The organism is Sphingomonas adhaesiva (assembly GCF_002374855.1).
Classification (GTDB): Bacteria; Pseudomonadota; Alphaproteobacteria; order Sphingomonadales; family Sphingomonadaceae; genus Sphingomonas; species Sphingomonas adhaesiva.
The window spans coordinates 1-26,742 of record NZ_NWVC01000015.1 but is presented as its reverse complement, the minus strand read 5'-3'; the positions used below and the strand labels follow the sequence as shown (position 1 = coordinate 26,742).

Genomic DNA, 26,742 nt, shown 5'->3' with positions numbered 1-26,742 from the left:
GGCGCTGCGTGAGCGCGGCATCGGGTTGAAGGTACTGACTGGCGCCGGCGCGCAGATTGACACCACCACCGCCAACGGCCGCCTGGCTTTCGGCATCTTTGCCGCCTTCGCCGAGTTCGAGCGCGAGCTTATCGCCGAGCGCACACAGGCCGGCCTTGCTGCGGCACGCGCGCGGGGGCGCATGGGAGGGCGGCCCCGCAAGATGGACAAGGCAACGCTGGCGATGGCGATGGCCGCCATGTCCGATCGTAACGCGATCGCAGCTGATGTCGCGCGCCGTCTCGGGATGACGACGACGACACTCTATATGTACGTGAACGGTGACGGCACGCCCAAGGCGCCGGGCCAGGCACTGCTTGACGGTGTGCCGTACCGCAAAGAACGACTGCGCGCCGCGTGATGAAGCACGCCGCGCTTCAGCGATCAGGCATATTGCCGAGCGGGCGAGACGATCACGTCATGTTCGATCGACCGGGCCGAGATGGCGGCCGGGGTGAGGGCTGCGGGAACGCAGACACCTCTGCGCGGCTTGCCGATCAGCCGACGTGGTCGCGCCAGTATCATCAGGTTCATTACCGCCGCGCCGATCAGGAACTCTTCTTCCGCTCCGCGGATGCCGCGCAGGTGAAGCCGCCTCATGCCATGCTTGCCCTTGGCGTCGGCGAAGAACCGTTCGACCCCGCGCCGCAACCGCATAGACCGCTTGTAGAGCCCGGTTTCCACTTCGGCTCTGGCAAGATCGCGAACGTCTTCATCGTCCAGTCGAACCAGGGTACGACGCCGCGACGTCGTGCATTTCTTCCGAAGCACGCACGCCTCGCAATCCCGAACATCCGCCGCGTAACGGTGTACGCCGGTGGGAGGATGGAAGGCATGGTGCCGGAGCGTCTTGCCGGTCGGGCAGGTAAAGCTGTCGGTGCCACGATCATAGCTGAAGGCCGTTCGCGGCAGCTTGCCCTTGGTCTGCTGCGTCCGGTCGATCACGGGGATGTGTGGGGTTGCGCCGTGATCCCGCACGAAGCCGAGGAAGTTCGCGCTGCCATAGGCTTTATCGGCCGCGACCCGCTTGGGGCGATAATCAAACCGATCGGCCGACCGCTCGAGCATGACGCGCCCCGCATCAACTTCCTCCGCGAAGCGAGCTGGTGTCGCCTCGACATCGAGCGCGACGCCACTCGGGGTGTCGACCAGCGCATTCAAGGCGTAGCCGAACCGGCCACGCACCGTTCGCGCCGACCAGGCCGCGGCAGGGTCCGTTCGAGAGATGCCTTGGCAGCTTTTCGACCGCGCCATTTCAAAGACGGCATCTCCTGTGTCGTGCACCCACTCCCTAACCGCGCGCGACGCGTTGGCGACATACGGCAGGTAGCCGGGAACGGTCTTGCGCTGCCAGCTCGCATCAGCCGCTATGAACGACGCATCGATCGCGGCGTCTTTTCCGCCAATCAGTCCTTCTCTGATGCAGCGTCTCACCGTGCTCTCGAACAGGATCCGGAACACGTTGGCATCGCGGAAGCGACCATGGCGGTTCTTGCTGAACGTGGAGTGGTGCGGAACCTTGTCTCCCGGCGCGAGACGGCAGAACCAGCGATAGGCCAGATTGTAGCGCAGCTCCTCACACAGCCGCCGTTCGGACGCGATCGCGAAGATGCGGCCGATCAGCGTCATGCGGATGAGGAGTTCGGGATCGATCGATGGTCTTCCCCGTGCGCTGTAATGACCGGCCAGTGCCTGTCTCAACTCGCCGATGTCGAGCCATCGATCGACGCGACGCAGCAGGTGGTCTGTGGGCAACATGGCTTCTACGGTGCGGAAGGACGCCCCTTCCCGCTTACTGCGACAGGCTGGTCCCATCATAGCGACGCTCCTTTCGATAGGGGTGAAACGAAGGAGCAACCCGGCATGTCCGGCATTTTTCAACAGGCCCGGTCGGTTGTGACACCGCCACCCTGCCCCAGCTTTTCCAAGGGTTTGCAGGTGTCACAACCCCGTGCCAGAATGAAGGCATGGAAATTGGCTATGCCCGCGTGTCGCGAGGCGACTCCCAGGACATAGACCCGCAGCTTCGCGCGCTCCGCGATGCGGGGTGCGATCCCATCTACCAGGAGGAGGCATCGGGTGGCCGAGCTGACCGTCCCGAGCTGGCGCGCGCGATCGGCGCGTTGAGGCCCGGCGACGTGTTCGTGGTGTGGAAACTCGACCGGCTATCGCGCTCGCTCCGCGATCTACTGTTCACCCTTGAGGCGATCACCGCCGCAGGCGCGGGGTTCCGATCAGTGACGGAGGCGATCGACACCACCACCGCGCCGGGCCGGTTGATGACACAGATGCTTGGAGCCTTCGCCGAGTTCGAGCGTGCCATGATCCGCGAGCGGACCATGAACGGGCTGGCGCACGCTCGCAAAGCCGGCCGGCACCTTGGACGCCGGCCGAGCCTCACCGGCCAGCAGCGCGCCGAGATCATCGCCAAGGCAGAATCCGGCCAAGGTTCCCCTGCCCAACTCGCCAGCCTTTTTCGCGTGTCGCGATCGACCGTGCAGCGCGTGTTGCGCGCGCATCGCGAGCGAGCATCGGGCGCGACGCCGCTCCCCGCTAAGAGAGCGTGAAAGGAACGCCCATGCTTTGGATCGACACGAAAACGGACGACGACGCGCGCCGGCGAGGCGAGGCGCAGTGGACGCCGGTTTGGACGGAGAACCAGAACGGCACCGCCACGGCCGCCGTGCCGGGACCGGAAAAGGTGGACGGGCAATTCTGGGGCGACGCGATCAAGGACGTGCAGGACGACCCGGCCGCACGTCTAGCGATGGCGGAACGCCAGTTGCCCTTGCCCGGAGCGTTCAGCCAGATGGCGGTCGCGCGGCGCGCGATCATCCGTCAGCTCAAGAAGGAGGGGAAGCCGTTCGACGCCGAGCTGCGCCAGCTTCACTATTGGGCGGCGCTGAGCAGTTGGAGCGTGCCCTATAGCGAGGTGTTGCGCGAGCCCGGCTTCAACGTCCTGGAGAGCACGCCATATGCCAAGCTCGCCAAACTCAACCTCACGTATGACGTGATCGGATGCGATGAGCTTCTCGGCCTCAACAAGACCGATCGGAAGATGATGCGCGAAGCATGGGGCGAGCCAAAGTCGCACACGACCGCCCATGCACTTTACGCCGAGCTATGGCGCGAGCAGGAAAGCAAGCTGGCCGCAGTGCGGGGTAAGCGACGTGCCGACCTGATGGATGAAATCGTCGCCTTGGCGCGTCCGGAGCCAATGGTGCGAAAAGTGCCAGCTCCGGAGCCGAGGAGGCCAGGGCTGTTAGCCCGCATCTTTGGACGTTGAGACATGATGCTGCGCCATTCGACTGGCGCTCCGTTCCAGCAGGCGATCGACACGCATTGTGGAGTGATACCGTCAGCTCGCTCGACCTAGCTGACCTGTCACATCGTCGAACTCGTAGAAATCCGGGTTCCGTTCCGCAACCAATGTCATCAGCTCGTTCAAGAGATCATGCATAGGAACTTCCGTCTCTGGGTCACCGACACGAAAAGCCCGGACGCTCGATGCCGTAGGAGAGGCTTCGACCAGAATGAGGTAGAAACGCTCAAACTGTTCGTCCCTGTCGTGGGGATCGGCCCTGCCGGTAAATAGCTTGAGCCGCTGGTGAGCATTGACGAATGTCGATCGCCGCCGGGGCGCGCCGTCGTCCGCACGGACGTGATCGGTCCCGGCGCCTGCATCCAGGAAGAACAAGCCGGCCAGTACGGCATATGGAAAACGGCGGTGTAGCGTCACCGCTTCGATCAGCATGTCACCACGGCGATTGGTGAGATTTTTCTGAAAGTTCTTTGTTTTGGTGTCACGAAAGTTGATGGTCTTGATCGAGATACCGAGCAGCAGCCCGGATGCTTCGGTTGCCCAGGTCACATCAACCTTCTTCGCGCCGATTCCGCCGGCCATGCGACGTTCCGCGCCCGAGCCTCCCACCTCGCCTGGTTCGGCGGGTCGCGCTTCCTTGCAGCCGCGTCGCCTGAGTTCAGCGCCGATTGCGACGGCCACGGCCGCCGACATCAGCTCGCTATAGGCTTTCTTTGCGGACGAGGCGGCATCGTCCGCCGGCTTTGGGGGCAGGCTACGTAGCGCAGCATCAATAGCCTTCTCAATTGGTGGCACGCTCGCTCCTGCTTCGAGTCACCCGGCGCTGAAACAGAAGATCCCGTGCCCCGCGTAAGCCCCCCACTTCCAGTGGGCTCAAACCGAGGTGTCGCTCGAGGAGGATGGTATCGACAAGGTCGATTGCTCGCTGAGGTTTGGCACCACGCAAGGCGCGGCCGATCTGGGGGCGGATTGCACGCAGTTCATCAGCTACCGCCTCGAGTGTAGCGGCGGATGGTACTGGCAGCAGATCGGCTTCTCTAGGTTCGTGCTTCAACATGCCACCACCGTAGGCGCGGCCGACAACCTCTGCGCCCAGCAGCGTTGCAGAATTGAGGCACACCAAAGGCAGCAGCTCACGGCCGATCGCGCGCACCGCGTCATTGAGTTTCACACCATAGAGCGAGTTCAGGAATTGTGTTTCGGCGTCGTTGGTGATGAGCCGAGGCCGATCATGGTTCATATAAGTGAACAGCAGGTCGGGCCGCTCGACTAGTGGCACGCGCCACCAGGGCGTGCGATTGCGGCACTTGTAGGTAAGGTGGACGCCTTCCTTTTCTCCCTTCGCGATGTATGCGCGCGCAGCAGCCGAGGGTTTTGGACCGGGTGCGAACAGGAAGCAGCGCTTGCCCTCTTTGGCGAGGCTTTCCCAAGCGGCCGAACCGAATGTGAGCCCGCGCAGATGCTTGGAGCCTGGCGGCGAGATCGGCAGCAGTTCGCTTTGATCGAGCTTGAGCTTGGCCACCTCGGCTCGAGTGAGTGAGAAATAGTCGTTGTTGCCGGTAACGGCACCGAGATAGGTTTCGCCCCATCCCCCCAGCAATGTCGAGAATCCGGCATCATCGGTCAGGCGCGCATACACATCGAGCGCCGCAGCCGGCAGCAGCGCCGGCGTCCACTTCTGATCACCGGCCGGGGCATATCCAACCCACGAATCCGAGCACATCCGCTCGAGGTCGTTGAGGTTGCGCGCCTGATAAACTTCAAAGCTCGGCGCGCCCCCGCTACCCTCGGCAAGAAGCAGCACGACCTCTTCGAGCACGTCTGGGAAAACCAATTCTTCGAATAACACCAAACGAACCTTGGCGAACCGATCGAGCAGGAAACGACGCACCTGCGATGCATAGTTCACCGTCAGCAGTTCGGCAGGCAATACCAAGCCAAGACGGCCGTCTTCCTTCAAGAAATGGGAGGCATGGATTGTGAATGCGGCCCAAGAACTGGCAAGGCCAGTTAATCGGACACCCTGCGCTAACGCGGCCTGAAGGCTTTTAGCTCGAGCATCGCCACTGAATTGTTGATAGCGAACATAGGGCGGATTACCGATTACCGCGTCATATTTGGACGGTGGCGGACCCTCGTCGAAAAAGTCGCCGATAGCGATCCGCGCCGACGCGCCGTGTGCGGCCAACCGGGTGTTTGCGGCAGTCGCCGATGCGTCGTGGATTTCGACGCCATGGAGCTGGCCCGGCATGTCAGCCTTTGCTCCGAGCGCACGCAGGCGGTCAACGGCCGGAAGCAGAAAAGCTGCATCACCGCATGATGGCTCGAGCACGGTGTCAGCACTCGACCGGATCGCCCATTCTGACAGGAAGTGGGCAAGCGCTGGCGGGGTAAAGAAGGCTCCCCGTGCCTTGCGCAATGCTGGTGTGTCCACGTCGTCCGATCCCTTAATCTACATGTCTCTCCCCGCGAGGGTTGGCCCTTCGAGCGAGGCTGCTAACTCCGTGTATGTTCCCCATCTGTTCCGTTGTCTAGCGTCAGCAACGCAGATCAGGTGGCGTTGGCTGCTCGGTGCGAACAACAGTCAGGCGAGCACTTCCAGACCATGCTTCTGGACGACCGTGAGCAGCTTCAAGGCTAGGCCGCTCGGCTTTTTGGTGCCCGCTTCCCACTTCTCGACCGTGCTTTCGCTGGTGTTGAGGTAGCGCGCGAAGACGGGCTGACTGACGTGGTGCTTTTCGCGCAGATGCTTGATGTCGGCCGGCGCGAACGCGGTCGGCACGGTCAGGCACGTCTCATCGAAATGGCGCATCGTCGCCTTGGTGATCGTCCCCGCCCGGAACATACCGGACGCGCTGCTATGGATCGCCTCGAAGGCGTCGCTTTTAAACTTGGGCTTCGCGGGCATGGCAAATCTCCGTCAGTTCCTTGGCTTTCAGCTCCAGCTCGATTTCGGCGTCGGTCTTGCCGTCATAAAGATCGGCCAGATCACGAAAGCCGGTCAGTTCGGCGTCGGTAATATTGTCGCGGTCGTTTTTGGCGAACAGGTAGGTATAGACCCAATAGCGTTTACCTTTGGCGAGAATGATGCTGCGGTGCCGGTTCTTGTCGAGCCGCTTCTTGAACACGCCCCCGCCGAGATCGTCGCATTGTCCTTTCCGCACCTGTGCAATGGCGGCACATAGCTCCTTATCGGCGATCAGTGCCTTGCGTGCTGCCTTCGAGAACCAGGCCGTCTTGAATGTTCGCGCTGGTCCTCCGTCCGTCATCATCATTGTGTAGCACCTAGTCCGGTTATTTTCAATCGCCTTGAGTTGGCAGGCGCGCCCGTGCCGGGCCGCGCTCTATCTCCGCTGCGCTCCGACCGAGCCGCCGTGCTGGTGTCTCGTCCCTGACGGGCTACGATCGCTCGCGCGGCGGGCCAAGGCCCGCATGAGGCCGCCGGCGTCGCCGGCGAAGATCCCCGTCAGGAGGGGAAAGGGAGCGCCGCCCCCTCTCCCCAGCAACGACAATCAGCCGGCCGTGGCTCGGCTATCGCCTGCGCCCGCACCACCCCGGCAGATTCTCGCTGCCCCCCTCTCCCCCGCTGTTCGCCACGAGGCAGGGCCGATGGCGGAAGGCCATCGCCCCCAGGGCGATTTGAAGGAGACAAGACAATGGAGCAGGACAATCGAGAAAGCTGGCTCAATCGGGTGGCGGTAGGCATGGCTCCGCTATTCGACGCGCTGGGCACCCCCCTGCCCGACCGCGTGCGCGTCGCGATCGGCTTCACCAGTGCCGGCCGAAAAGGCAAGGCAATCGGCGAGTGTTGGGACAACCGCCGCAGTGCGGACGGCCATTTTGAAATCTTCATCCGCCCGGACCTCGCGCACGCGCCCGATGCGATGGCCGCGCAGATCGCCGCAATCCTCGCGCACGAACTGGTCCACGCGGCAGTCGGCATCCCGGCCGGACATGGGAAGCCGTTTAAACGGCTCGCTGTCGGGCTGGGGCTGGTCGGGCCGATGCGTGCGACCACGCCCGGCGAGGTGTTCCATGCCGCCGTCGCGCCAATCCTCGCCGCTGCCGGTCCACTCCCCCATGCCCGCCTCGACACCGCCGGCGAAACCACCGCACCCAAGAAGCAGACGGCGCGGATGCTCAAATGCGAGTGCCAGGCCTGCGGCTATACGGTCAGGACCGCGCGCAAATGGCTGGAGACCGCCGGCGCACCGCTGTGTCCGATCGCGGGCCACGGGCCGATGCAGCATGATCCGCTCGACGACGAAGAGGACGCGCCGGATGAGTGACACAGCCCCTTTCCCACTCGGCAGTATTTGTATACAAGTATAAGTCTATACCCGTAGGAGTGTAGCATGAAGGTTCTGGCTATCCTGTCGCAAAAAGGCGGCGTCGGAAAGACGACGCTCGCGACATGCCTTGCAGTCGCGGCCGAGCAGGCCGGCAAGGCAGCAGCGATCATCGATCTTGATCCGCAGGCGACAGCCTCGTTCTGGAAGGACGTGCGCCAGCTCGACACGCCCGCCGTCGCCTCGATTCAGCCGGTGCGGCTGGCGGCGATGCTCAAAGCGTGCGCCGACGCCGGCACGGACCTTGCTGTTATCGACGGCGCGGCCGTTGCCCGCGACGTTGCCTATGAAGCGGCGCGTCATGCCGACTTCATCCTGATCCCGACCAAGACGGCGGTGTTCGACACGATGAGCATGACGCACACGCTCGACGTGGTGCGACAGCTCGATCGCAGCTTCGCTGTCGTGCTTACCTTCGTTCCGCCACAGGGTCAGGAGACCGGCGACGCGATGAAGGCGGTTGAGGAGTTGGGCGCGGCTGTCTGTCCCGTGACGATCGGCAACCGCAAAGCCTTCTTCCGCGCGCAGGCCGAAGGTCAGGCGGTGCAGGAGTATGAGCCGAACGGGCCGGCCGCAGCCGAAATCAAGCGATTATACGAGTATACGGCTATACGCCTATACGATAAGGAGGCGGTGTGATGGCGAAGGGCAACACGCTCCAGGCCATGCTGGATCGCGCCAAGGCTGGCGGCGAGACGCCGGCAACCACCACACCGATCGCGCCGCCCGCATCGACACCCGCTAAGGCAGCGCCGAGCGGCCGGCAGGGGACCAAGCTGATTGGCGGCCATTTCGCGCCCGAGGTCAGCACCCAACTTCGCATCCTTGCGGCCGAGGAGGGGACGACGGTGCAGAATCTGTTGGCCGAGGCGCTGGACGACCTGTTCGTCAAGAAGGGCAGGGGGCGTGTCGCGCGTAACGTATAGGCGTATAGGCGTATACGCCTAACTTCAAAAGTGAGCTTTGGGGTAGGGGCTCACCGTTGGGTGGCGGGCAGGCTAAAATCCACCAACACCGGCATTTCGGGGATACCGCCGCGCAGCTTGGCACGGCGGACGATGCTGTGCTGGTCGATCAGGTTTTGCGCGTCGCGCCGGCCGCTTGATGTTTTCGGAAGCCACATCAGGGCAACCCGCTCAACCTTGCGGCCCTTTTTTATCGGCGTGAAATCGACATAGAAAGGGCAGAGCTTATTGATTTCCTCTTGGGCGACCTTGAGGCAATATTTGTTGAGATCGGCAAAGCGCTCGAGCTTGCCTTCGGGCACGTTGAGCAGACCGCGCAGCTCCGCAATCGTGAACTCTTCGCTCTGTTTGTATTCGAGCCCAATACGGCGCTCGATCATCTCATAGAGGCACAGCGCGTATTTGGACTCGAAGCAATACATCACCTGCGTCTTGAGGCGGGCATAGACCTCGCTGTTGCGCAGTATCTCGATCAGCTCCTCGGGAATGCGGTAATGGAGGAAGCCGTCCTTCTCGAGGCTTTCGTCGCTGGGGCCAAGAAGCTGGACGCGCCGCTTGTAGCTCTTACCGGCCTTTCGGATGGTGACGATGGCAATGGTGCCCATCAGACGCAGCAGCGAGCTTTCGATGCGCTCGTTGCCCTGGTGCGTGCCTTTGAGCGCGGTCTTGGCGATGCGATGGATGATCGGCTCGCCGATACGCTCCCAGGCGTTGGCGATCAGGAGATTGTAGATGCGGCGATCGGCGAGGGTGAGGGGAGTCAGTTCGACAATATCGACCAGCTCGCCAGGCTTGACGATTTCCCCGTAATTGGCCGGATCGAAAGGGTTTCCACGCCCTTTCTGCGCAAGGGTGCGGGCAGGATTATCAACCAAGGCAAGCTCGGCTTTTGCGCCATCCAAAGGTGAGTTAGAGTGAGACATTCGCTCACCTTACCACCAACGGTGAGCTAGGCAATTCCGAAAGCTCGCCGTTCGCTGGATGGTGAGGGATACCCCAAAACTCACCGTGGATCGGACGGTTACCCGAAAGCTCACTGGACTCGACCCCAACGCTCACTTTTACCGACCCCAACACTCACCGAAGGCTACCCCAAAACTCACGCGACTCGACCCTAACGCTCACTTTTCGGGGCCATTTCCCGCAGAAAACCAAGGGTTTCGGAGCCCTGAATCTTGAATCTAAGAAGAATTATTGAATCTGAAGGCCAACGGTGAGCTTTGGGGCAGCCCCGCCTGTGGATAACTTGGGCTCCTGTCGAGGTTTCACCCACCAGCGACATCACACAACGCACGGGCAAGAAAGGACAAACTGAATCGGCCTAACGGCCGATACGCCTTTGTTGATCGCCGGCTACGCCGGCGAGGAACCGGGCAAGCACTTCCAACATCACCAACGTTAGCACCAAGCCGAACTGTCCAAATGGCTTTTCGAGTAAGCCACGCACGACCGACAGCGCAGCATTACGAAGGACGGTGCTTGGCAAATCGGCCGCAGGAGGGCCATTTCCGGCCCGTGGAGCCTCAAAACGACCCGCTGGGAGAGATGGTGCGCCTTGTTCCGCCGATCGGTCCAGCGGGGCGCTGGAGAGGATGGCCGTTACCAGCCCATCGACCAAAAGTGAGGAGATACCCCAAAGCTCACTTTTCGCCGCGATCTGGAAGAAAGTGCAACGGTGTATACGCCTATACAATGACTCGGCGAATGCTCGATATTGCTACACCGGATCGAACAGCCCGGCGAACTCGCGCTGGTCGTAGTAACGGATTTTCTCGACCGCGAGCGGGTGTTCGCCCTGGCGGAGCAGCAGGAGCTGGTCGGGCCGCATCCGCATGATTTCGTCGGGCGTGGCGAGCCGGCGCGTTGAAACATGACCACTGACACTTTCCGAGGGACCGGCCCGGTTCTCGCCCCAGCCCGTGCCGCGTGACGTGCTGACAGTATCATATTCGATCGTGGTGTCGCCGATCGTGCGCGAGAGCATGTCGGCGGTCGCATGATCGTTGACCCCGAACGTCTGGATCACGCCCGCGTTGGACATGAACGTGCCGGCGCGCTCGCCATAGGTGGCCTTGAGCTGGTGCATGTCCTGAAGGATCGGCCAGAGCTGGAGGCCATAGCCCGCCATCAGCCCCATCGCCCGCTCGACCGGCTCCAGCCGGCCGAGCGCAGCGAACTCATCGAGCAGGAACAGCACGGGCCGGGCAGGGCGGGCGGTGGACCGCGCCATGTCGCTGACGGCCTGGCTCACCAGCAGCCGCAACCAGCGGGCATAGGTATCGAGCCGATCGGGCGGCAGGCACAGGAACACGGTGGCGGTCGTGTCCTTCAACCCGGCGAAGGTGAAATCCGACGCGGCCGTGCTGGCGACGATGCGCGGGCTGTCGAGAAAGTGGGTGTGGCGCTGCGCCGAGGACAGCACGCCGGCCGCTTCGCGATCAGACTTGCCGAGCTGGCGGTTGGCGGCGCGGGCGATCAGGCCACCGGCGCCGGCACTGTCCTGCATATCGGCGAGCAGCGCGGCGAAGCCGGCAGGGGCGAGCGTCAGCTTGTCGCGCACGACGGCAAGCACGCGGCGATCGGCGGGTTCGTGGACGACGGTGTGCAGGATCAGCCCGGCGATCAGCGCCTTGGCTTCCTCGTTCCAGTGGGCTTCGCCCGATTGTCCCGGCGCGTCGTGGACCAGCGCGTCGGCGAGGGTGTTGGCATCTTCCGCAAGATCGAGGCTGGCGGGATCGAGCCGGTCGAGCGGATTATAGCGGGCAGGGGGCTGACCCGACACGCCGAACGGATCGAGGCACCAGACCTTTCCCTTGGCGGCACGCGCCCGGGCGGTGACGCGAGCATTCTCACCCTTGGGGTCGATGCAGATCACTGAGCGATCGAGCAGCAACAGGTTGGGGATGATCGTGCCGACGCCCTTGCCCGAGCGGGTGGGTGCCATCGTCAGCAGATGCGCAGCGCCGTCGTAGTGGAGCAGCTTGCCCGACTTCGCCGAGCGGCCGATCAGGAGATCCCCGTTCGCCTCCAGCTTCCGCACGTCGGTACGGTCGCCGAAACGAGCGGAGCCGAGCAGATCGTTGCGCTGGTTGGCGGCACGTCGGTTGAAGCGCCAGGCCAGGAACAGGATCGCGCCGGCCAGCAGAAACGGAATGTCGGTCGCGATCTCGCCATAACCGAAAATGCTCTTGAGCCAGGCGTTGCTCGCCATCAGCACCACGAAGGCGACGAAGACCGCGAACAGCGGGCTGATCCGTCGCCTGGGCATCAGTGCGCTTCCATCGGCGTGACCGGCAGGGACCGATCGGCGTCGGGATGATCGAGCAGCCGGAGCAGGATTTGTGAGACGAGGGGAGGGGGCACGCCCTCATCCAGCATCATCGCGAAAAACGCATCGTCGTTAGGCGTCGGGACCATATTCTCGATGACCAGGTTGGCGCGCGAGTCCGCCATGTCCTCGTGCCACATGGCGACTTCCGCCGGTGTGCCGCGCACGAAATCCATCGCGCGGACCTGGCGGCGGATCGCCTCGATATCAAAATCGCTCATGGCGCTTCGCTCCCTTCCGCTTCCGCGTCGAACGCCCGCTTGCCGCGCCGCTTCCACAGCGCCAGCACGTCGCTGGAATCGTCGCCGCGACCACGCCCGGCGAGATCGAGCAGCGCGCCGTAAAGGGTGGCGCGATCGTCGTCGGTCAGATCGACCAGGCCGGCTTTCTGGACCAGCCCGCCCAGCTCAATCAGGTGGCGTGTCCGTTCGCGACGTTGCACGACCCAGCCCCTACTATCCGTTCGTCGTTCCGCCGCTTCCGCCCGCAGCGTCGCTGCCCGGTTCAGCCGCAGTCCTCGATCCGTCGATTGCAGCAGCGCCAGCACCTTTGCGCCCGCGCCGTTGAAAGAAGGCCGCGCCCTTCGCGCGCCATGCCTCCTTCGCGTCCGCATCCTTCGATCCGATCGCATCGAGCAGCACGCCGGCGAGGGTTTCCGCATCGAGCGCATCGGCCCCGGTTGCGGCGACAAGCTGGCCCAACTGTTCGACCCGCTTCGCCTTGAGGGATCGTGCCTTGTCGTCCAGCGCCTTCAGCTCGGCATCGTAATCGCGAACCTTCCGCATCGCCTTCCCCCTTCCGTGCATTGATAACCAGCATTCTAGCGCACCCAGCTTGAGGGTAAAGCCGGAACGATCAGGAAGCAGCACCAAGTCAGTCAGGAGGAGCGAAGCGGAGGATGAGTGCGCGCTTATACGTCGTTGCCGACGTGCGCTAAGTAGGGCAGTGTGCGGAGCGTCATGGCGATCTACCACTTCTCCGCCAAGGTTGTGAGCCGCGCGAACGGATCGAGTGCGGTTGCGAGCGCCGCCTATCGTTCCGCGTCCGAGCTGCACGATGATCGGCTGAACCGCGATCACGATTTCAGCAACAAGGCGGGCGTGATCCACTCCGAGGTGATGTTGCCAGAGGGCGCACCGGAGCGTTTAAACGACCGCACAACCTTGTGGAACGAGGTGGAGGCAGGCGAGAAGCGCAAGGACGCGCAGCTTGCCCGCGAGGTGGAGTTCTCGATTCCGCGCGAGATGAACGAGAAGCAGGGCGTCCAGCTCGCCCGCGATTTCGTGAAGAAGCAGTTTGTCGATCGCGGGATGGTCGCGGACCTGAACGTGCATTGGGACAAGGCGAAGGACGACACGCCCAAGCCGCACGCGCATGTAATGATGACGATGCGCGAAGTCGGTCCGGAGGGGTTCGGGAAGAAGAACCGGGATTGGAACAGCACCGAGCTGCTGAAGGACTGGCGCGAGGCGTGGAGCGCGCATGTCAACGAGCGCATGGCCGAGCTGGGGCTTGAGGGCCGGATCGATCATCGCTCCTATGAGGCGCAGGGGATCGGGCTGGAGCCGCAACACAAGATCGGACCCGCAGCATCGCGCCGGCCGGAGCAGGGACTTGAGGCGGAGCGGATCGAGGATCACACGCGCATCGCCCGCGAGAACGGCGAGAAGATCATCGCCAACCCCAATGTCGCGCTGGACGCGATCATGCGGCAGCAGGCCACGTTCACCACCCGCGACCTTGCGACGTTCGCGTTCCGACACAGCGACGGCAAGGAGCAGTTCGACCAGGTGATGGGGGCGGTGCGCGCCAGCCCCGAGCTGGTCGCGTTGGGGAAGGACGGTCGCGACCAGGAGCGGTTTACTTCCCGCGATATGATCGCGGTGGAGAATCGGCTTGAGCGTGCCGGCGACGAGCTGGCAGGCCGTATCGGGCATGGCGTCGGCGACCGGCAGCGTGACGCCGCGATCAGCGCGGCCGAGGGGCGTGGTCTTGTCCTGTCGGCCGAGCAGCGTGACGCCTTCGATCATGTTACCGGCGACGTGGGGCTGGCGTCCGTCGTCGGCTATGCCGGCAGCGGTAAATCTGCGATGCTTGGCGTCGCGCGCGAGGCTTGGGAGGGGCAGGGCTACACGGTGCGCGGCGCGGCCTTGTCGGGCATCGCGGCCGAGAATCTTGAGGGTGGGTCCGGCATCCAGTCCCGCACCATCGCCAGCCTTGAACACGCATGGGGGCGGGGGCGTGAGCAGCTAGGTCCCAAGGACGTGCTGGTGGTGGACGAGGCCGGTATGATCGGCTCGCGTCAGATGGAGCGGGTGCTGTCCCAGGCACGCGATGCCGGGGCCAAGGTCGTAATGGTCGGCGACCCCGAGCAGTTGCAGGCGATCGAGGCGGGCGCGGCGTTCCGCAGCGTCACCGAGCGCCACGGCGCGGCCGAGATCACCGAGATACGCCGGCAGCGCGAGGACTGGCAGCGTGATGCGACCCGCGCGTTGGCGACCGGGCGCACCGGCGAGGCGATCCATGCCTATGGCGGCAACGGCATGGTCCACGCGGCCGACACGCGCGAGGCGGCGCGGGGCGAGTTGGTCGACGGCTGGGATCGGGCGCGTCAGGCCGAGCCGGGCAAAAGCCGGATCATCCTCACCCACACCAATGCCGAGGTGCAGAGCCTCAATGGCGAGGCGCGCGACCGGTTGCGCGCATCCGGCGACCTTGGCGACGACGTGACAGTGAAGGCCGAGCGCGGCGAGCGGCAGTTCGCGACCGGCGACCGCATCATGTTCCTGCGCAACGAGCGCGGCATGGGGGTCAAGAACGGCACGCTTGCGACGATCGAGCGGGTATCGCCCGAGGGCATGGCGGTGCGCCTCGATGACGGGCGCGGCGTTGCCTTCGACACCAAGGATTATGCCCATGTCGATCATGGCTATGCGGCGACGTTCCACAAATCGCAGGGCGTAACAGTCGATCGTGCTCATGTCCTCGCCACCCCCGGCATGGACCGGCACAGCGCCTATGTCGGCATGTCGCGACACCGCGACGACGTGCAGCTCCACTATGGCCGCGATGACTTCGCCGATCAGCGCCAGCTCGTCCGCGCCCTGTCGCGCGACCGGGGCAAGGACATGGCGGGTGACTATGCCCGGCCCGAGCAGGACCAGGCGCGCGCGTTCGCCGATCGGCGCGAGATCCGGTTCCCGGAACTCGCGCGCCAGGTGGTGGAGAAGGTCCGCAACAAGGCCAGGGGCATGTTCGACGGATTCCGGCCGAAGCCGGCGACCGAGAAGGCGACGTCGCCGGATCGTGTCGCGGCCGATCGGCCGCTGGCATCCTCGCAGGCCCGCGCGATCGAACGCTATGGGCGCGCCGCAGCCGATATAGGCCGGATGCGGGACAAGGGGTTGCCGGTGCTGGCGCACCAGGAACAGGCGCTGGCGAAGGCCGGCGACGCGCTCGACCAGGTGCGGCCGCATGGCGCGCGTGACCTTGCCAGCGCGATCGAGCGCGACCCCCGGCTCGCGCGTGACGCGGCCGAGGGGAACACGGGCGGCGCGGCCAAGGCGATGGAGGCGGAGCGCCAGGTCCGCATCGACCCGGAGAAACGCGCGGGCCGGTTCGTGGAGCAGTGGCAGGGCTTGAAGGAGGCGCGGGCCAGCATGGAGCGTGCTGGCGACCGTGCGGGTGCGGAGCGGCTCGGCAAGCGCATGGAGAGCATCGCGGGCGGGCTGCAACGCGACCCGCAGCTCGAATCTGCTTTGCACCGTCGCGCGCCCGAGCTGGAATTGAAAATGGAGCGCGGCCGGTCGATCGCAAACGAGCTGGCGCAGTCGGTCACGATTGGCCGCGACCGCGACCGTGGCATGAGCCGGTAGGTGACGATGGACGACGATATTCAGGAAGGCGGCGATCCGGCGGAGGCGTTCGACCGGTTGCGCGCCGTCATAGAAGGCCAGGACCGCGAGCTGGCGTTGCTACGCCGTGCCGTGGAGGGATTGGCGGCCGAGCGGGCGCATATCGACGTGCCGGACTATACCGAGACGCTGGGGCGGATGCAGCAAGGCGTGGACGCCACGGCCGACCGGATCGCGGTCATCAATGACGTGATCGCGCGGAGTCCGGCGCTGGCGATGACGCCCGAGCAGATGGCGCAGCGGATCGCCGCAGCGGGCAACGCCGCACGGCGTGAGGACCAGGCGGCGCTCGCCAAAGCGGGCGAGGACAAGGCCCGCATCATGGCCGAGCTTCGCGCCGTCGCCGGGTCCGCATGGACACGGGCGGACCAGAAGAACCGGCAGCTATGGTTCGGGCTGGGCGGCGCGGCGGCGGGCATCCTTGCATGGGCGATCCTGCCCGGCCTCGTCGCGCGCGAGGTCGCGCCGGCGAGCTGGCAATGGCCCGAGCGAATGGCGGCACGGACGCTCGACCTTCCCCGTTGGGAAGCAGGGCAGCGGATGATGCAGAGCGCCAGCTCGACCGCGTTTAGCGCGATCGTCGCGGGCGATAAAATTGTGACGGCGAATCGCGAAATGATCGAAAGGTGCGAGAAGGCCGCGATCAAGACGGGCAAGGCAGTGAGTTGTACAATCAGGATAAAGCCGGAAGAGCAGCGATAGGCGTGGAGAGTACCCGGAATCAGCTGGATTGTGACGGCGAACCGAACTTGCCGACTTCACCACCGTGCCTGTGTGCTTTTGTTAAAGCCCGACGAACAGAGTTGCACTCAACACGTGATTGGTACGATCCTCTCCCCGTCGAAACACGCGTTGGTTCAGATAGCCTGGCTCTATCCGCACCCGGTGCGCGACCGGTACACCAATGCCGACGAAAGTGCGCCACTGGTCCACCCCGTCACGAGCGCCCCAGATCGTCGAGTTCAGATTCAAGAACCCCTCGGTGAAGGCGACCGCCTGCACCGCCCCTTCGCGCGCAATCGGCACCTGCAACCGAACGAACTGGCGCAGTCGCCATCCGGTGTCCTCTCGGCCCTCGATCATACGCTGTTCGAGCCGCGTGCGGCTGATAACCAGCGGAGCTCCGCCCCGTCCCCGAACAGCGGCGAACTGGACCTGCTGCCAGAGCCTGTGTTCATTGACTGTCTGGCCATTAGCAGGATCGGTGCGAATGTAGGCGTAACCGGCGATTGCGTGAGCGTCGCGTGCGATCCGCGCGCCGATCGCCGGCCTTGCTATAAATTGGCTGCCTCCCCCGACATCATCGGTCGCACGGGCCTGCGTTTCAAGCCACAGGAATAGGTCACCGCGTACTGGACCCGTAGCGATTACTGCGCCCCATGCTTGCGTGTCGTCCTGCGCATGAGCGGGAGTACAGAGGGAAGCGCTCCCGACACAAGCGAGCATAAAGGACATTTGTCGAAGGACCGGCATCTTCATCGGCTCTGCTCCCCTTGATGGATTGGACTAGAGATGGTGAGGCTCTGGGCTGCGGTGGCTTGTCGACTAGCTCAGGCCAACCACGCCGATCGCAGCCCCGATCGCCAGCACGACGGGCGTGGCGAGCTTGTTCTTCCAGCGGTACATGACCCCGAGCGCGACAGCGAAGATGAGCGCGCTGGTGACTAGGCTCGGGGTGCGCGCGGCCGTAGTCCGGGCGAGGTCGAGGACCGTCACCACGATCAGGCCGACAACGCCGGCCGCCACCCCAGCAAGGAAGAGCTGCAACCGCTTGTGCTCGACCACGGCTTCCAGCCGATCGTATAACAGGAGCGAGAAGGCGAAGGCGGGAAGGAACATGCCAGCCGTCATCGCTAGCGCGCCCGCGAGCCCGCCGCTGATCCAACCGACGAAAGTGGCGAAGATGACGAGCGGAGCCGGCAGGATGCCCGAAAGGCCAAGTCCGTCGAGGAACTGCGCGTCGGTCATCCAGCCCCGTCCCACCGTGTCGTTCCGGATGAACGGGATCGCGGTGTAGGCTCCGCCGAAGGTGAGGAGCCCGCCCTTCAACCCGGCCCAGAACAGGGCGGCGGTGGTGGGAGCGGGTCCCAGAGCGCCGGCAGCGGCTCCCGTGGCTTCCGGGCCTCCCCCCCAGGTGAGGGCCGCCATGCCGACTGCGAGAGACACCACGACCGTAGCCAAGGCGTAGCGCCCGGTGGAGCCGAGCGCGTAGGCCGCGCCGGCCGCCGGAAGCACGATCCAGAAGCTGACGCCAGCGAGCGATGTAGCCGCCGCCGCAATTGCTGCGGCCCACAGCCACGGGTCGAGCAAGATGTGCTCACCGATGCGATGGACCGCGCGGACAATGACGGCGATCACCGCTGCTTGGACGCCTAGGAATGCGGCTCCGAGGAGCGTTCCTTGGATCGGGAGCCGCGTGTACGCCCAGGCGAGCGCGAGCATGAGCACGAGGCCCGGCAACATAAAGCCGAGTCCTGCGAGAAGGCCCCCCAGCCGTCCTTTGGCGCGGATGCCGAGATGAACGCAGAGTTCATGCGCTTCGGGCCCGGGGAGCACCTGCATGACCGCGAGGAGCTTGTTGAACCGGTCGCTGGGTATCCAGCGCTCCTCGTCCACCAGTTCGCGCCGGATCATTGCAATCTGTGCCACGGGTCCGCCGAACGCCATCATGCCGAAGCGCAAGAAGCGCAGGAATAGCGCGGGATAACTTAGCTCTGGCGGCCGGGCTTCATCCAGGGCCGCGCCCGCCGGGACAGGATGTTCGATGCTTGACATGTCCTGCTCCCCTTATGCGCCGCGTCGCTTGGTGAAATGTGCGTAGAAGCCGTCGAGCGCGCCTGACCCTTGGGCGATGCGCTCAACGTCAACGTCGGTGCCCGCGCAGATGCCGTTGATGAGCGCAGCGATGCCGGCGGTTTCCGGCCTACCGAACTTGTCGTCGGCGATGTCGAGGTCGTGGATGATCTCGGCAAGCGCAACGAGCGCCTGATCGCCATCGAGCCCCGTCCGATATGTCAGCGTTTCGAAGGTGCAGCGGTTGCCTTCGTGTGTGAACTCCGCGTCCGCCATGTCGAAGCGAAGCTCGCCGGGCTCGGGCTGGTAGTCCTTGCCATCCACGAACTTGAAGCTGGGGCTCGGGTCGATGAACCGACGTATGAGCCAGGCCGACGCGATGCGATCGACATGCACGTGACGGCGTGTGACCCAAGTGCGGCCTTTCAGCTCCACGGGCGTCAGCTCCGGCGCTCCCGGTCCGCTCACGTCGGGGTGGCGGCCGGCGCGACCCTCCGCTTGGGTCATCGCGGCGTCCGCCGCCTGCCGTCCGTGCGCCCCGAAGAAGTCGACCCCTGCGATCTCGTCCAGGCGCTTACGCAGGCGCCGAACGTCGGCTGACGACACGTATTCCGCCTCGGCGATCGTCCGCGCTTCGCGCGCCAACTCCTCGTAATCCGCGTCGCGGGCTGCGTCGAACAAGGCGCGAAGCTCCGCGTCAACCATCCCCTCGACCAGCCGGGCCTCCAGGATCAGCGCCTCGCCGCCCCCGGCGGTGATCTCCGCTCTGAGTTCCTCGAAGAGCGCGCGGGTGTCGTCGCGAGCAGGGAGCGCGTGGACGGCATTCTTGAGCGGGGCGGCTCCCATCGCCTGCAAGCGCCGCCATACCCGCACGCGCAGATAGGCGGGCTTGGACGGAAGCTGTGGGATCAGCAGCAGCCAGTCGCGCGGCTCAGGCGAGGAAACATCAGGCATGAAGCACCTGTAACATAGTGACGCAACGAACGTACACTTGTATCGTTTACTTGGATGAGCTAAAACTTGGAGGAGGAGACCGCGATGCGTGCCGTTGGATCAGGTACTGCCGCCATGCTGCCGTGCTCAGCGGCCTCGTCTGCCCCGGCCCAACCACGCTATGAGACGGTAGCGCAGTTCTACCGGACGTGTGCCGACGAGACGAACAGGAAGGCGAACGGCCGCTGCGAGGCGTATCTCGCTGGTGCCGCTGAGACGCTTTCCGCTTTCGGCAACGGCGGCAGCGAAGCCGGAATCTGCGGGCGAGGCGTTCAAGCGGACGAGCTGAGCCGTATCTTCCTGGCGTGGGCGGCAGAGAACCGTCATGCAGCCAACCTGCCCCGGTTGGCGGGTGTGACGATGACGCTACGCCAACGCTTCCCATGCCGACAAACCAATTGAGATCGAGGAGAGAAGCATTGCGTCACTTGTTGCTCCCGCTGGCGATCGCGCTCGCTGCGCCAGCCGCCGCCCAGACAAACCCGCAAGCGGCACCGCCCGAGGCGAACCGCGACAGGTGGGCGCTCGTGGACAAGAGCCTTGGCCGAGCCGGAACGACGCAGCCCGATGGTGTTCGCCGTTATGGCTTCCCCCGCAGTGATCTGAACGTTCAGCTCGACGGTGTGACAATCAAGCCGGCGCTCGCCCTCGGCTCCTGGGCGGCGTTCCACCCCATGGGCGACCAAGTAATGATCATGGGCGACCTCGTGCTGACGCATGAGGAGGTAAATCCGGTCATGAGCCGTTTGCTGGCATCCGGCTTCACGATCACCGCGCTCCACAACCATCTGCTCCGTTCCGCGCCCGCGACCATGTACATGCACATCGGCGGCCATGGTGACCCCGTGAAGCTCGCGACCGCCCTCCGCGAAGCGCTCGCCGCCAGCCGTACACCGATGACGGCACCATCAAGGGACTCGCAGCCGCCGTCCGCTGGCGCGGGCTCGTCGCCGCCAATCGCCCTCGACACCGCCGCGCTCGACCGGCTGATGGATGGCAAGGGCAAGCCCAACGGCGGCGTGTATCAGTTCAGCTTTCCGCGCGCGGAGAAACTGAGCGATGGCGGCATGCCCGCGCCAGCGTCCATGGGCACCGCGACCGCGATCAACTTTCAGCCGACTGGCTCCGGCCGGGCGGCGATCACCGGCGACTTTGTGCTCACCGCGGCCGAGGTCGATCCCGTGCTCCGCGCGCTACGCGCTGGCGGCATCGAGGTGACCGCGCTCCATAATCACATGCTGGATGACCAGCCCCGGCTCTTCTTCATGCACTTCTGGGCGAACGACGATGCTCAGAAGCTCGCACGCGGGCTCCGTGCAGCATTGGACAAAACGAATGTGCAACGGAGCTGACCTATGACACGGAACTGGTGGACGGCGCTGTTCGCCGCAGCCGCGCTGGCGCCTACAGGCGCGCTCGCTCAAGACGAAACACCAAGCGATATGCAGGGTCTGGCGCTGCTCACGAGCTGCCGGGCAGGCGAGCCGGGCTGCGGAGCTTACCTCCAGGGCATAGTTGACATGATGATCGCCCAGCAGAGGGTCTGTGATCCACCTCGTTACAATCGTCATCGGTTACGGACCGCCTATGTGCGCTGGGCGGATGTCAACACCTACTTCCACGACAAGCACATGATGGCGGGCGCAGAGCGCGCAATGAGCGAGACTTGGCCCTGTCGGTCGAACTCACCACAATAACGATATTTGGTGTCGCAACCGGTCGTGGCTGTTGAAAATCTCGCGTTCGAATTGATGTTGCGCGATTAGGGCACTGAGCGCTCTTTCAGGCCCCATTCGGCGGGCGTGTGTTAAAAACCTATCGAACGATCCCGATTTGATGCGCCGGCCCGCCGGGGGGATGGCCGGGCCGGCGCCTGCAGCTGGCTTAGCGACGGGGGAGCTTTGCCAGGGCAGCCTTGTAAGCCGCGTAATGCGTGCCTTCGTCGACCGCGATCTGGCGGAACATCTGCGCCACCTTCTTGTCGCCGGCCGCTTCCGCCTCCTTGGCGAAATTCACGTACATCGTGACATTCTCGTAGTGCTCGCCCTTCATGGCATCTTCGAGGTTCACATTGTTGCTGCTGCCGAGCCGCAGCGCCTGCGCTTCGCGATCGAAGTGCTCGTTGGCCTCGACGTTGGCCGATGCGCGGAAGAGCTTGGCGAGTTCGGGCTTTCCCGCCGCCTGCGCCTGGTCGGCGTACCGCAGATACTTCAGGTTGGCATAAGCCTCCCCGTGCATCGCGGCTTCGAGGTTCGCCCGCGTGCTGGCGGCTAGCGGGCGGGTCGGCGCCGACGGCGCGGCGGTCACGCTGACGGCGAAAATGGTCGCGGCACCGGCGGCAGCGACGATCAGGGACTTCATCATGGTCGATACTCCATTGCCGCCGGAAGTGCGGCTGCCCCGCTATCGACCCCGGTCCTGACGACGACCTGACAGGTCCGCGGCAACCGCATTCTCGAGCCGTCGGAAAAACTCGCTGTGCCGTCAGGTTTCGGTCAGGCGGTGCTGCGATCTCCCGGTCATCGAGGCTATCCCGCCTCTGACAGGAGCTCGTTCGATGATCCGATTTGCCCCCTTGAAGGTCGCAGCCTTTCTCGCCGCCGTCGCAGCTGCGCCGATGGCGATGGCGTCGCCCGTCTGCACCAAGGCGCCTCAGGCCAAATGGATGACGCCGGCACAAATGAAAGGCCGCGTCGCCAAGATGGGCTATCGCGACGTCAAGGTCTTTCAGGTGTCCGGCAGCTGCTACGAAATCTACGCCCACACCAAGGACGGCAAGCGCGCCGAGGTCTATTTCAACCCGGTGAACGGCGCGGTCGTTCAGAACAACGTCGACTGACGATGAGCCACGTCGCTCCAGCGGCTCCTTCCCGAGACCCTGCTCGCAACCGCGGCAGGGTCAAGGTCTGGGACCCGATCGTCCGCATCTTTCACTGGACCGTGGTAGGAGGTGTGATCGCCAACCTGACGTTCCTTCGGCATGAGGAGCCGCCGCATATCTATGTCGGCTACGTTGTCGTCACGGCGCTGGCGATCCGGCTGATCTGGGGTGTTATCGGCCGGCGTTACGCGCAATTCGCCAGCTTCGTGCCAGGCCCGTTCGTGTTGCTGCGCTATTTTCGCGCGATGGCTGCCCGGCGCGAGCCGCGCTACATCGGGCACAACCCGGCCGGAGGCGCAATGATCGTCGTCCTCCTTGTCCTGCTGGCGACGGTGGGGACCAGCGGATGGATGATGGGGCTCGACCAATTCTGGGGTGTGGGCTGGGTCGAGACGTTGCACGAAACCGCCGCCAATGTTCTGATCGGCGCGGTAGCCCTGCATGTCATCGGTGCGATCGTCGAGAGCGTGCGGCACCGGGAAAACCTGCCGCTGGCGATGGTCACTGGCTACAAACGTGCACCAACGGGGACCGACATCGACCATGCGCCTGCTGCTGATTGAAGACAACGCCCGGCTCGGCAGCCTGGTTCGGGACGGCCTGATCCCGCAGGGTTTCGCGGTCGATTGGGTCGAGACCGTCGAGGACGCCGAGCTGGCGATGAAGGTGGCGACATATGACCTGCTACTGGTCGACCTTGGCTTACCCGATGGAGACGGCTTGGACATCGTCCGCCGTTCCCGCCGGGACAAGAATGCGACGCCGATCCTTGTCCTGACCGCGCGAGGTGGCCTCGACGATCGCGTCACCGGACTCGACGCGGGCGCTGACGACTATCTGGTGAAGCCGTTCCAGATTCCCGAGCTCGCGGCGCGGTGTCGTGCCCTGCTGCGACGACCCGGGGCGTCGCTCGGCACCCAGCTCGCCGCGGGCAACGTCGTGCTCGATTGTGCCTCACGGTCGGCCGACGTGGGCGGCGTCGCGATCGACGCGACGCCGCGTGAAATCAACCTGCTCGAAGTTCTGCTCCGCCGCGCCGGACACGTCGTCGCCAAGCCGGCGCTTGAGAATACGCTATATGCGATGGACGCCGAGGTAACGCCCAATGCGTTGGAAGCGGCAGTATCGCGGCTGCGCAAGCGCCTGACCGCCGCCGGGGCGGACGTGCAGGTCCGCACCGTGCACGGCGTCGGCTATGCGCTGTTCGCGCCAAGCGTATCTGGTGAATAGGATGGACGCGGTTCGGCCAAGGCGACGGCCCCCTACGCTGTTCCGACAGATTGCGGCGCGTCTGGCGGCGTTCACGCTGCTGTTCGCAGCACTCGATGTCGGGATCGTCGTGTTCACCTACAGTCGCCAGCCCGAATCGCTCGCGCAGGAATTGCTGACGCTTGAAGCGACGAAGGCTCAGGCAGGCGGCGTGCTGTCGCCCGACCTGCTAACCGGACCGCCGGGGGCCGAATCCTGGTCCGCGCGCTATGTCGAACCGGGATCACCCGAACTCCGGCGGGTAGGGGAAACCGGGATCGACGGCGCGTCAACCCTGGTCGACTGGACGCGGCGCGAACAGACTCCTCGCGGCTATCGGATATCGGGCGTTCGCGCGATCGATCGCGGCGAGGAGCGGCGATGGCTGGCGATGCAGTTCGAGGGCGACGGCATCCGCCCCTATGTGCCGGTGATCGTGAACGAGATCATTCAGCACGTGATGCTGCCGCTGATCCCGTTGTCGCTGTTGCTGTTGCTGTTCAACGTCTTCGCCGTCCGCCGGGTGCTCCAACCGCTCCGCCATGCCGAGCGCGAAGTGGACGCGCTGGAACCCGACAACACCCTGCTTCGCCTTTCGGAGCCGAGTGAGCCGCGAGAGGTCAACACGCTCGTCAGTGCCGTCAATCGGGCGCTCGGTCGGCTCGATGCAGCGATGGCGACTCTGCGGGAGTTCACTGCCAACGCCGCACATGAGCTGCGCACACCGTTGTCGATCATGCAGCTATCGCTCGATCGGCTCCCCGCAGGCAAGCAACGGGACGAACTGCAGGCCGATGCGCGGCACCTGACCCGTCTCGTCGAACAGATGCTCGATCTCGCCCAAGCCGACGCGCTGGCCCTCGATGGCCACGTTGCCATCGATATCGCCGACATCGGCCGGGACGTCGTGGCCGCGATGGCGCCAAAGGTGTTCGCGGCGCAGCGTGATCTACGTTTCGAGAGCTTCGGCGACACCGCGGCGATCGGGCACCCGGAAGCGATCTTCCGCATCTATCGCAACCTGATCGACAATGCGCTGTCACACGCGCCCGGCGTCACGCCCATCGACGTAAGCGCGGGACCCGGTCCACAGCTGACGGTCCGTGACTACGGGCCGGGGATTGCAGAGGTCGATCTTCCGCACGTGTTTGACCGCTTCTGGCGCAAGGATCGCCGCAGCTCTACCGGAGCGGGCCTAGGCCTTGGCATCGTGCAACGGTTGACCGAAGCGCATGGTGGAACGGTCAGCGTCGAAAACGCGACAGGCGGGGGTGCTTCGTTTCGCGTCCGACTCGAGGTCTAGCCTTGAAATTACGGGAGCCATCGCTTTCGTCAGCTGTTCGTCAGGCCCGTGCCGCAACGCACCTGGCGTAGCTACATCGCTCCATCATCCCTGCACTGCTGTCCGGAGCCAAATACAATCCAATTCCCGCCCACTCGGCGGCTCACCGAGTTCGACATACTTTAGGATAGCCAATGACGACCGACGCCATCGATCACGCGCCAGGAGAACATCATCTCGTCCACCGTACAGGCTGGCTTCGCGCAGCGGTGCTCGGTGCCAACGACGGAATCATTTCTGTTTCAAGCCTGATCGTCGGTGTCGCAGCCGCGCCAGGCTCGACTGCGAGCACAGTCCTTGTTGCGGGGGTAGCAGCATTGGTCGGGGGTGCACTGGCGATGGCGGCGGGCGAATATGTTTCGGTCAGTTCGCAGGCGGATACCGAGAACGCTGACCTTGCGCGGGAATCGGCCGAGTTGGAACGTTCGCCCGTGACCGAAACGCGGGAACTGGCCGCAATCTATGAAGGGCGTGGCGTCGAGCCGTCGCTAGCGATTCAGGTGGCCGAACAGATGATGGCACATGACGCTCTGGGAGCGCATCGCCGTGATGAGCTTGGCCTTGCTGACGACGGCGCATCGCAGCCGATGCAGGCCGCGGTATCCTCGGCCTTGGCATTTGCCGCCGGCGCGATCCTACCCGTGATCGCTGCATTAGCACCGCATAGCGCTGTGCTTTATGCGGTACCAGCAACGGCATTGGTGCTGCTTGGCGTGCTGGGTGCGCTTGGAGCGAAGGCGGGCGGCGCCCCGATCGGGCGCGCCATGATCCGGGTGGTTTTACTGGGTGTCCTTGCGATGGGGATGACGGCCCTTATTGGGGCTTTCACCGGGACGGTGGTTTAAAAGCTTTTCGTTGCCCGCGGCGATGCGACACTAGTCCGCACCGCTACGTCCCGAAAACGAGTAAGCAAACGCATCGCCACCCACGCCTATGGTCAGCCCCCCCTTTCGCAAAGCTGATCGTATCCGGCACCACGCTAATTTGTTGCCGAAGTTTCCCGAAGCCTCCACCGTAACTGTCTTTGGCCGTGAAGCGACGGGGCACTCACAGCGCACACCAACCGCCAGAAAAACGACCGGTTTTCTGGCGGTAGCGGTTTTTGCCTCATCGAAGCTTCCTAGCGGTCGGAATACCCGTTGCGGAAACCACCGGCACATTGCAGGGTGTTAGATATCTTTTCTGGCGGGGTGATGATGCTCATCGGATATGTGAGGGTATCCAAGGCTGACGGATCGCAGACGCTGTCACCGCAGCGCGACGCGCTGCTATCCGCCGGCGTCGATGCCTCACGCATTTATGAGGATCTCGCGTCGGGTCGTCATGATGCGCGTCCTGGCCTGACTGCCTGTCTCAAGGCGTTGCAGCCCGGCAATACACTGGTGCTCTGGAAACTGGATCGCCTCGGACGTGACCTGAGGCATTTGGTCATCACCGCCGAGGCGCTGCGTGAGCGCGGCATCGGGTTGAAGGTACTGACTGGCGCCGGCGCGCAGATTGACACCACCACCGCCAACGGCCGCCTGGCTTTCGGCATCTTTGCCGCCTTCGCCGAGTTCGAGCGCGAG

At 64.4% G+C, this 26,742-nt stretch carries 31 protein-coding genes; 17 read left to right on the top strand and 14 right to left on the bottom strand.

The genetic code is table 11. From position 1 onward, the window contains the following. The coding region (locus COA07_RS16895; RefSeq protein ID WP_169924244.1) for a recombinase family protein at nt 1–400 on the top strand (400 nt) is incomplete at its 5' end. Nucleotides 401–423: 23 nt separating this feature from the next. Here COA07_RS16895 and COA07_RS16890 read toward each other — a convergent pair. Then, a complete protein-coding gene (locus COA07_RS16890; RefSeq protein WP_018251189.1) occupies nt 424–1,797 on the bottom strand; it encodes a transposase in 1,374 nt (457 codons plus the stop codon). A 209-nt stretch (nt 1,798–2,006) separates the two neighbouring features. On the opposite strand from COA07_RS16890, the gene COA07_RS16885 reads away from it, so the two are divergent. After that, complete coding sequence (locus COA07_RS16885) at nt 2,007–2,606, top strand: recombinase family protein (RefSeq protein WP_066707214.1); 600 nt, start codon at nt 2,007–2,009, stop codon at nt 2,604–2,606. A gap of 11 nt (nt 2,607–2,617) precedes the next feature. After that, nucleotides 2,618–3,325, top strand: a complete 708-nt coding sequence (locus tag COA07_RS16880; RefSeq protein ID WP_066707217.1) for a hypothetical protein — start codon at nt 2,618–2,620, stop codon at nt 3,323–3,325. 72 nt (nt 3,326–3,397) lie between these two features. Here COA07_RS16880 and COA07_RS16875 read toward each other — a convergent pair whose 3' ends face one another. The 4 genes from COA07_RS16875 to COA07_RS16860 form a co-directional block, all read right to left on the bottom strand. After that, nucleotides 3,398–4,054 carry a hypothetical protein gene (locus tag COA07_RS16875; protein ID WP_066707220.1) on the bottom strand — a complete coding sequence of 219 codons (657 nt, stop codon included), beginning with the start codon at nt 4,052–4,054 and terminating at the stop codon, nt 3,398–3,400. 88 nt (nt 4,055–4,142) lie between these two features. Beyond that, nucleotides 4,143–5,795 carry an HsdM family class I SAM-dependent methyltransferase gene (locus COA07_RS16870; RefSeq protein WP_211280989.1) on the bottom strand — a complete coding sequence of 551 codons (1,653 nt, stop codon included), beginning with the start codon at nt 5,793–5,795 and terminating at the stop codon, nt 4,143–4,145. Between the two features lie 150 nt (nt 5,796–5,945). Further along, on the bottom strand, nt 5,946–6,269 hold the full coding sequence (locus COA07_RS16865) for a helix-turn-helix domain-containing protein (RefSeq protein WP_066707225.1): 324 nt from the start codon (nt 6,267–6,269) through the stop codon (nt 5,946–5,948). Continuing rightward, a complete protein-coding gene (locus COA07_RS16860; RefSeq protein ID WP_245842213.1) occupies nt 6,247–6,636 on the bottom strand; it encodes a type II toxin-antitoxin system RelE/ParE family toxin in 390 nt (129 codons plus the stop codon). The genes COA07_RS16865 and COA07_RS16860 overlap by 23 nt, the downstream gene beginning before the upstream one ends. 381 nt (nt 6,637–7,017) lie before the next feature. Here COA07_RS16860 and COA07_RS16855 point away from each other — a divergent pair, with 381 nt between their 5' ends. From COA07_RS16855 to COA07_RS16845, 3 genes are all read left to right on the top strand, one after another. After that, nucleotides 7,018–7,650, top strand: coding sequence for a transcription elongation protein SprT (locus tag COA07_RS16855; RefSeq protein WP_066707228.1), 633 nt, complete (start codon nt 7,018–7,020; stop codon nt 7,648–7,650). 66 nt (nt 7,651–7,716) lie between these two features. Next, nucleotides 7,717–8,349, top strand: a complete 633-nt coding sequence (locus COA07_RS16850; protein ID WP_066707230.1) for a nucleotide-binding protein — start codon at nt 7,717–7,719, stop codon at nt 8,347–8,349. Beyond that, nucleotides 8,349–8,636 (top strand): ribbon-helix-helix domain-containing protein, encoded by a 288-nt coding sequence (locus COA07_RS16845; RefSeq protein ID WP_083956694.1) that lies wholly within the window; start codon nt 8,349–8,351, stop codon nt 8,634–8,636. Before COA07_RS16850 ends, COA07_RS16845 begins: the two co-directional genes overlap by 1 nt. A 50-nt stretch (nt 8,637–8,686) precedes the next feature. Here the strand turns inward: COA07_RS16845 and COA07_RS16840 are convergent, their stop codons facing one another. The 5 genes from COA07_RS16840 to COA07_RS16820 all read right to left on the bottom strand — a co-directional run bounded on the left by COA07_RS16840 (nt 8,687) and on the right by COA07_RS16820 (nt 12,788). Then, the gene (locus COA07_RS16840) at nt 8,687–9,598 is read right to left on the bottom strand and encodes a replication initiation protein (RefSeq protein ID WP_066707232.1); all 912 of its coding nucleotides are present in this window, start codon (nt 9,596–9,598) and stop codon (nt 8,687–8,689) included. A 794-nt stretch (nt 9,599–10,392) separates the two neighbouring features. Beyond that, nucleotides 10,393–11,943: a type IV secretory system conjugative DNA transfer family protein gene (locus COA07_RS16835; RefSeq protein WP_083956695.1), complete on the bottom strand. Its 1,551-nt coding sequence runs from the start codon at nt 11,941–11,943 to the stop codon at nt 10,393–10,395. Further along, nucleotides 11,943–12,224 (bottom strand): hypothetical protein, encoded by a 282-nt coding sequence (locus tag COA07_RS16830; protein ID WP_066707234.1) that lies wholly within the window; start codon nt 12,222–12,224, stop codon nt 11,943–11,945. The genes COA07_RS16835 and COA07_RS16830 overlap by 1 nt, the downstream gene beginning before the upstream one ends. Further along, nucleotides 12,221–12,445: a conjugal transfer protein TraD gene (locus COA07_RS16825; RefSeq protein ID WP_066707237.1), complete on the bottom strand. Its 225-nt coding sequence runs from the start codon at nt 12,443–12,445 to the stop codon at nt 12,221–12,223. Before COA07_RS16825 ends, COA07_RS16830 begins: the two co-directional genes overlap by 4 nt. Nucleotides 12,446–12,458: 13 nt before the next feature. Then, on the bottom strand, nt 12,459–12,788 hold the full coding sequence (locus tag COA07_RS16820; RefSeq protein WP_066707240.1) for a conjugal transfer protein TraD: 330 nt from the start codon (nt 12,786–12,788) through the stop codon (nt 12,459–12,461). Between the two features lie 174 nt (nt 12,789–12,962). Here COA07_RS16820 and traA point away from each other — a divergent pair, with 174 nt between their 5' ends. After that, the gene (gene traA / locus COA07_RS16815) at nt 12,963–15,878 is read left to right on the top strand and encodes a Ti-type conjugative transfer relaxase TraA (protein WP_066707242.1); all 2,916 of its coding nucleotides are present in this window, start codon (nt 12,963–12,965) and stop codon (nt 15,876–15,878) included. Nucleotides 15,879–15,884: 6 nt separating this feature from the next. Continuing rightward, complete coding sequence (locus COA07_RS16810; protein ID WP_088184517.1) at nt 15,885–16,619, top strand: DUF6118 family protein; 735 nt, start codon at nt 15,885–15,887, stop codon at nt 16,617–16,619. 81 nt (nt 16,620–16,700) lie between these two features. Here COA07_RS16810 and COA07_RS16805 read toward each other — a convergent pair whose 3' ends face one another. From COA07_RS16805 to COA07_RS16795, 3 genes are all read right to left on the bottom strand, one after another. After that, nucleotides 16,701–17,396 (bottom strand): DUF2490 domain-containing protein, encoded by a 696-nt coding sequence (locus tag COA07_RS16805; protein WP_083956696.1) that lies wholly within the window; start codon nt 17,394–17,396, stop codon nt 16,701–16,703. Between the two features lie 66 nt (nt 17,397–17,462). Beyond that, the gene (gene chrA / locus COA07_RS16800) at nt 17,463–18,692 is read right to left on the bottom strand and encodes a chromate efflux transporter (protein ID WP_083956697.1); all 1,230 of its coding nucleotides are present in this window, start codon (nt 18,690–18,692) and stop codon (nt 17,463–17,465) included. A 12-nt stretch (nt 18,693–18,704) separates the two neighbouring features. Continuing rightward, nucleotides 18,705–19,664 carry a chromate resistance protein ChrB domain-containing protein gene (locus tag COA07_RS16795; protein WP_242122069.1) on the bottom strand — a complete coding sequence of 320 codons (960 nt, stop codon included), beginning with the start codon at nt 19,662–19,664 and terminating at the stop codon, nt 18,705–18,707. A gap of 66 nt (nt 19,665–19,730) precedes the next feature. Here COA07_RS16795 and COA07_RS18095 point away from each other — a divergent pair, with 66 nt between their 5' ends. Genes COA07_RS18095 through COA07_RS18370 form a run of 3 tightly spaced genes read left to right on the top strand, consistent with a single transcriptional unit; the run spans nt 19,731 to nt 21,400 of the window. Next, on the top strand, nt 19,731–20,105 hold the full coding sequence (locus tag COA07_RS18095; protein WP_088189746.1) for a Rap1a/Tai family immunity protein: 375 nt from the start codon (nt 19,731–19,733) through the stop codon (nt 20,103–20,105). A gap of 17 nt (nt 20,106–20,122) precedes the next feature. After that, nucleotides 20,123–21,055 (top strand): DUF1259 domain-containing protein, encoded by a 933-nt coding sequence (locus COA07_RS16790; RefSeq protein ID WP_242122070.1) that lies wholly within the window; start codon nt 20,123–20,125, stop codon nt 21,053–21,055. Between the two features lie 3 nt (nt 21,056–21,058). After that, nucleotides 21,059–21,400: a Rap1a/Tai family immunity protein gene (locus tag COA07_RS18370; RefSeq protein ID WP_088183015.1), complete on the top strand. Its 342-nt coding sequence runs from the start codon at nt 21,059–21,061 to the stop codon at nt 21,398–21,400. Between the two features lie 187 nt (nt 21,401–21,587). Here the strand turns inward: COA07_RS18370 and COA07_RS16785 are convergent, their stop codons facing one another. Then, nucleotides 21,588–22,067 (bottom strand): acyl-ACP desaturase, encoded by a 480-nt coding sequence (locus COA07_RS16785; RefSeq protein WP_051693705.1) that lies wholly within the window; start codon nt 22,065–22,067, stop codon nt 21,588–21,590. Between the two features lie 193 nt (nt 22,068–22,260). On the opposite strand from COA07_RS16785, the gene COA07_RS16780 reads away from it, so the two are divergent. The 6 genes from COA07_RS16780 to COA07_RS16755 form a co-directional block, all read left to right on the top strand. Continuing rightward, nucleotides 22,261–22,542: a PepSY domain-containing protein gene (locus tag COA07_RS16780; RefSeq protein WP_066707254.1), complete on the top strand. Its 282-nt coding sequence runs from the start codon at nt 22,261–22,263 to the stop codon at nt 22,540–22,542. A 2-nt stretch (nt 22,543–22,544) separates the two neighbouring features. Then, nucleotides 22,545–23,147 carry a cytochrome b/b6 domain-containing protein gene (locus COA07_RS16775; protein WP_066707281.1) on the top strand — a complete coding sequence of 201 codons (603 nt, stop codon included), beginning with the start codon at nt 22,545–22,547 and terminating at the stop codon, nt 23,145–23,147. Then, complete coding sequence (locus COA07_RS16770; protein ID WP_066707257.1) at nt 23,128–23,814, top strand: response regulator; 687 nt, start codon at nt 23,128–23,130, stop codon at nt 23,812–23,814. Before COA07_RS16775 ends, COA07_RS16770 begins: the two co-directional genes overlap by 20 nt. A gap of 1 nt (nt 23,815) precedes the next feature. Next, nucleotides 23,816–25,135 (top strand): sensor histidine kinase, encoded by a 1,320-nt coding sequence (locus COA07_RS16765; RefSeq protein WP_211250653.1) that lies wholly within the window; start codon nt 23,816–23,818, stop codon nt 25,133–25,135. 173 nt (nt 25,136–25,308) lie between these two features. Next, complete coding sequence (locus tag COA07_RS16760) at nt 25,309–26,019, top strand: VIT1/CCC1 transporter family protein (protein WP_066707260.1); 711 nt, start codon at nt 25,309–25,311, stop codon at nt 26,017–26,019. 351 nt (nt 26,020–26,370) lie between these two features. Next, nucleotides 26,371–26,742: recombinase family protein (locus COA07_RS16755; protein WP_141396566.1), on the top strand; the 372-nt coding region annotated here is incomplete at its 3' end.

Coding starts and splice junctions, on each gene's coding strand:
- COA07_RS16865 (WP_066707225.1), bottom strand. CDS start 6,269: ATGCCCGCGAAGCCCAAGTTTAAAAGCGACGCCTTCGAGGCGATCCAT.
- COA07_RS16770 (WP_066707257.1), top strand. CDS start 23,128: ATGCGCCTGCTGCTGATTGAAGACAACGCCCGGCTCGGCAGCCTGGTT.
- COA07_RS16780 (WP_066707254.1), top strand. CDS start 22,261: ATGATCCGATTTGCCCCCTTGAAGGTCGCAGCCTTTCTCGCCGCCGTC.
- COA07_RS16850 (WP_066707230.1), top strand. CDS start 7,717: ATGAAGGTTCTGGCTATCCTGTCGCAAAAAGGCGGCGTCGGAAAGACG.
- COA07_RS16880 (WP_066707217.1), top strand. CDS start 2,618: ATGCTTTGGATCGACACGAAAACGGACGACGACGCGCGCCGGCGAGGC.
- COA07_RS16785 (WP_051693705.1), bottom strand. CDS start 22,067: ATGATGAAGTCCCTGATCGTCGCTGCCGCCGGTGCCGCGACCATTTTC.
- COA07_RS16805 (WP_083956696.1), bottom strand. CDS start 17,396: ATGAAGATGCCGGTCCTTCGACAAATGTCCTTTATGCTCGCTTGTGTC.
- COA07_RS16835 (WP_083956695.1), bottom strand. CDS start 11,943: ATGCCCAGGCGACGGATCAGCCCGCTGTTCGCGGTCTTCGTCGCCTTC.
- COA07_RS18370 (WP_088183015.1), top strand. CDS start 21,059: ATGACACGGAACTGGTGGACGGCGCTGTTCGCCGCAGCCGCGCTGGCG.
- traA (WP_066707242.1), top strand. CDS start 12,963: ATGGCGATCTACCACTTCTCCGCCAAGGTTGTGAGCCGCGCGAACGGA.
- COA07_RS16860 (WP_245842213.1), bottom strand. CDS start 6,636: ATGATGATGACGGACGGAGGACCAGCGCGAACATTCAAGACGGCCTGG.
- COA07_RS16765 (WP_211250653.1), top strand. CDS start 23,816: ATGGACGCGGTTCGGCCAAGGCGACGGCCCCCTACGCTGTTCCGACAG.
- COA07_RS16810 (WP_088184517.1), top strand. CDS start 15,885: ATGGACGACGATATTCAGGAAGGCGGCGATCCGGCGGAGGCGTTCGAC.
- COA07_RS16820 (WP_066707240.1), bottom strand. CDS start 12,788: ATGCGGAAGGTTCGCGATTACGATGCCGAGCTGAAGGCGCTGGACGAC.
- COA07_RS16875 (WP_066707220.1), bottom strand. CDS start 4,054: ATGTCGGCGGCCGTGGCCGTCGCAATCGGCGCTGAACTCAGGCGACGC.
- COA07_RS16840 (WP_066707232.1), bottom strand. CDS start 9,598: ATGTCTCACTCTAACTCACCTTTGGATGGCGCAAAAGCCGAGCTTGCC.
- COA07_RS16795 (WP_242122069.1), bottom strand. CDS start 19,664: ATGCCTGATGTTTCCTCGCCTGAGCCGCGCGACTGGCTGCTGCTGATC.
- COA07_RS16890 (WP_018251189.1), bottom strand. CDS start 1,797: ATGTTGCCCACAGACCACCTGCTGCGTCGCGTCGATCGATGGCTCGAC.
- COA07_RS16775 (WP_066707281.1), top strand. CDS start 22,545: ATGAGCCACGTCGCTCCAGCGGCTCCTTCCCGAGACCCTGCTCGCAAC.
- COA07_RS16885 (WP_066707214.1), top strand. CDS start 2,007: ATGGAAATTGGCTATGCCCGCGTGTCGCGAGGCGACTCCCAGGACATA.
- COA07_RS16855 (WP_066707228.1), top strand. CDS start 7,018: ATGGAGCAGGACAATCGAGAAAGCTGGCTCAATCGGGTGGCGGTAGGC.
- chrA (WP_083956697.1), bottom strand. CDS start 18,692: ATGTCAAGCATCGAACATCCTGTCCCGGCGGGCGCGGCCCTGGATGAA.
- COA07_RS16760 (WP_066707260.1), top strand. CDS start 25,309: ATGACGACCGACGCCATCGATCACGCGCCAGGAGAACATCATCTCGTC.
- COA07_RS16845 (WP_083956694.1), top strand. CDS start 8,349: ATGGCGAAGGGCAACACGCTCCAGGCCATGCTGGATCGCGCCAAGGCT.
- COA07_RS16830 (WP_066707234.1), bottom strand. CDS start 12,224: ATGAGCGATTTTGATATCGAGGCGATCCGCCGCCAGGTCCGCGCGATG.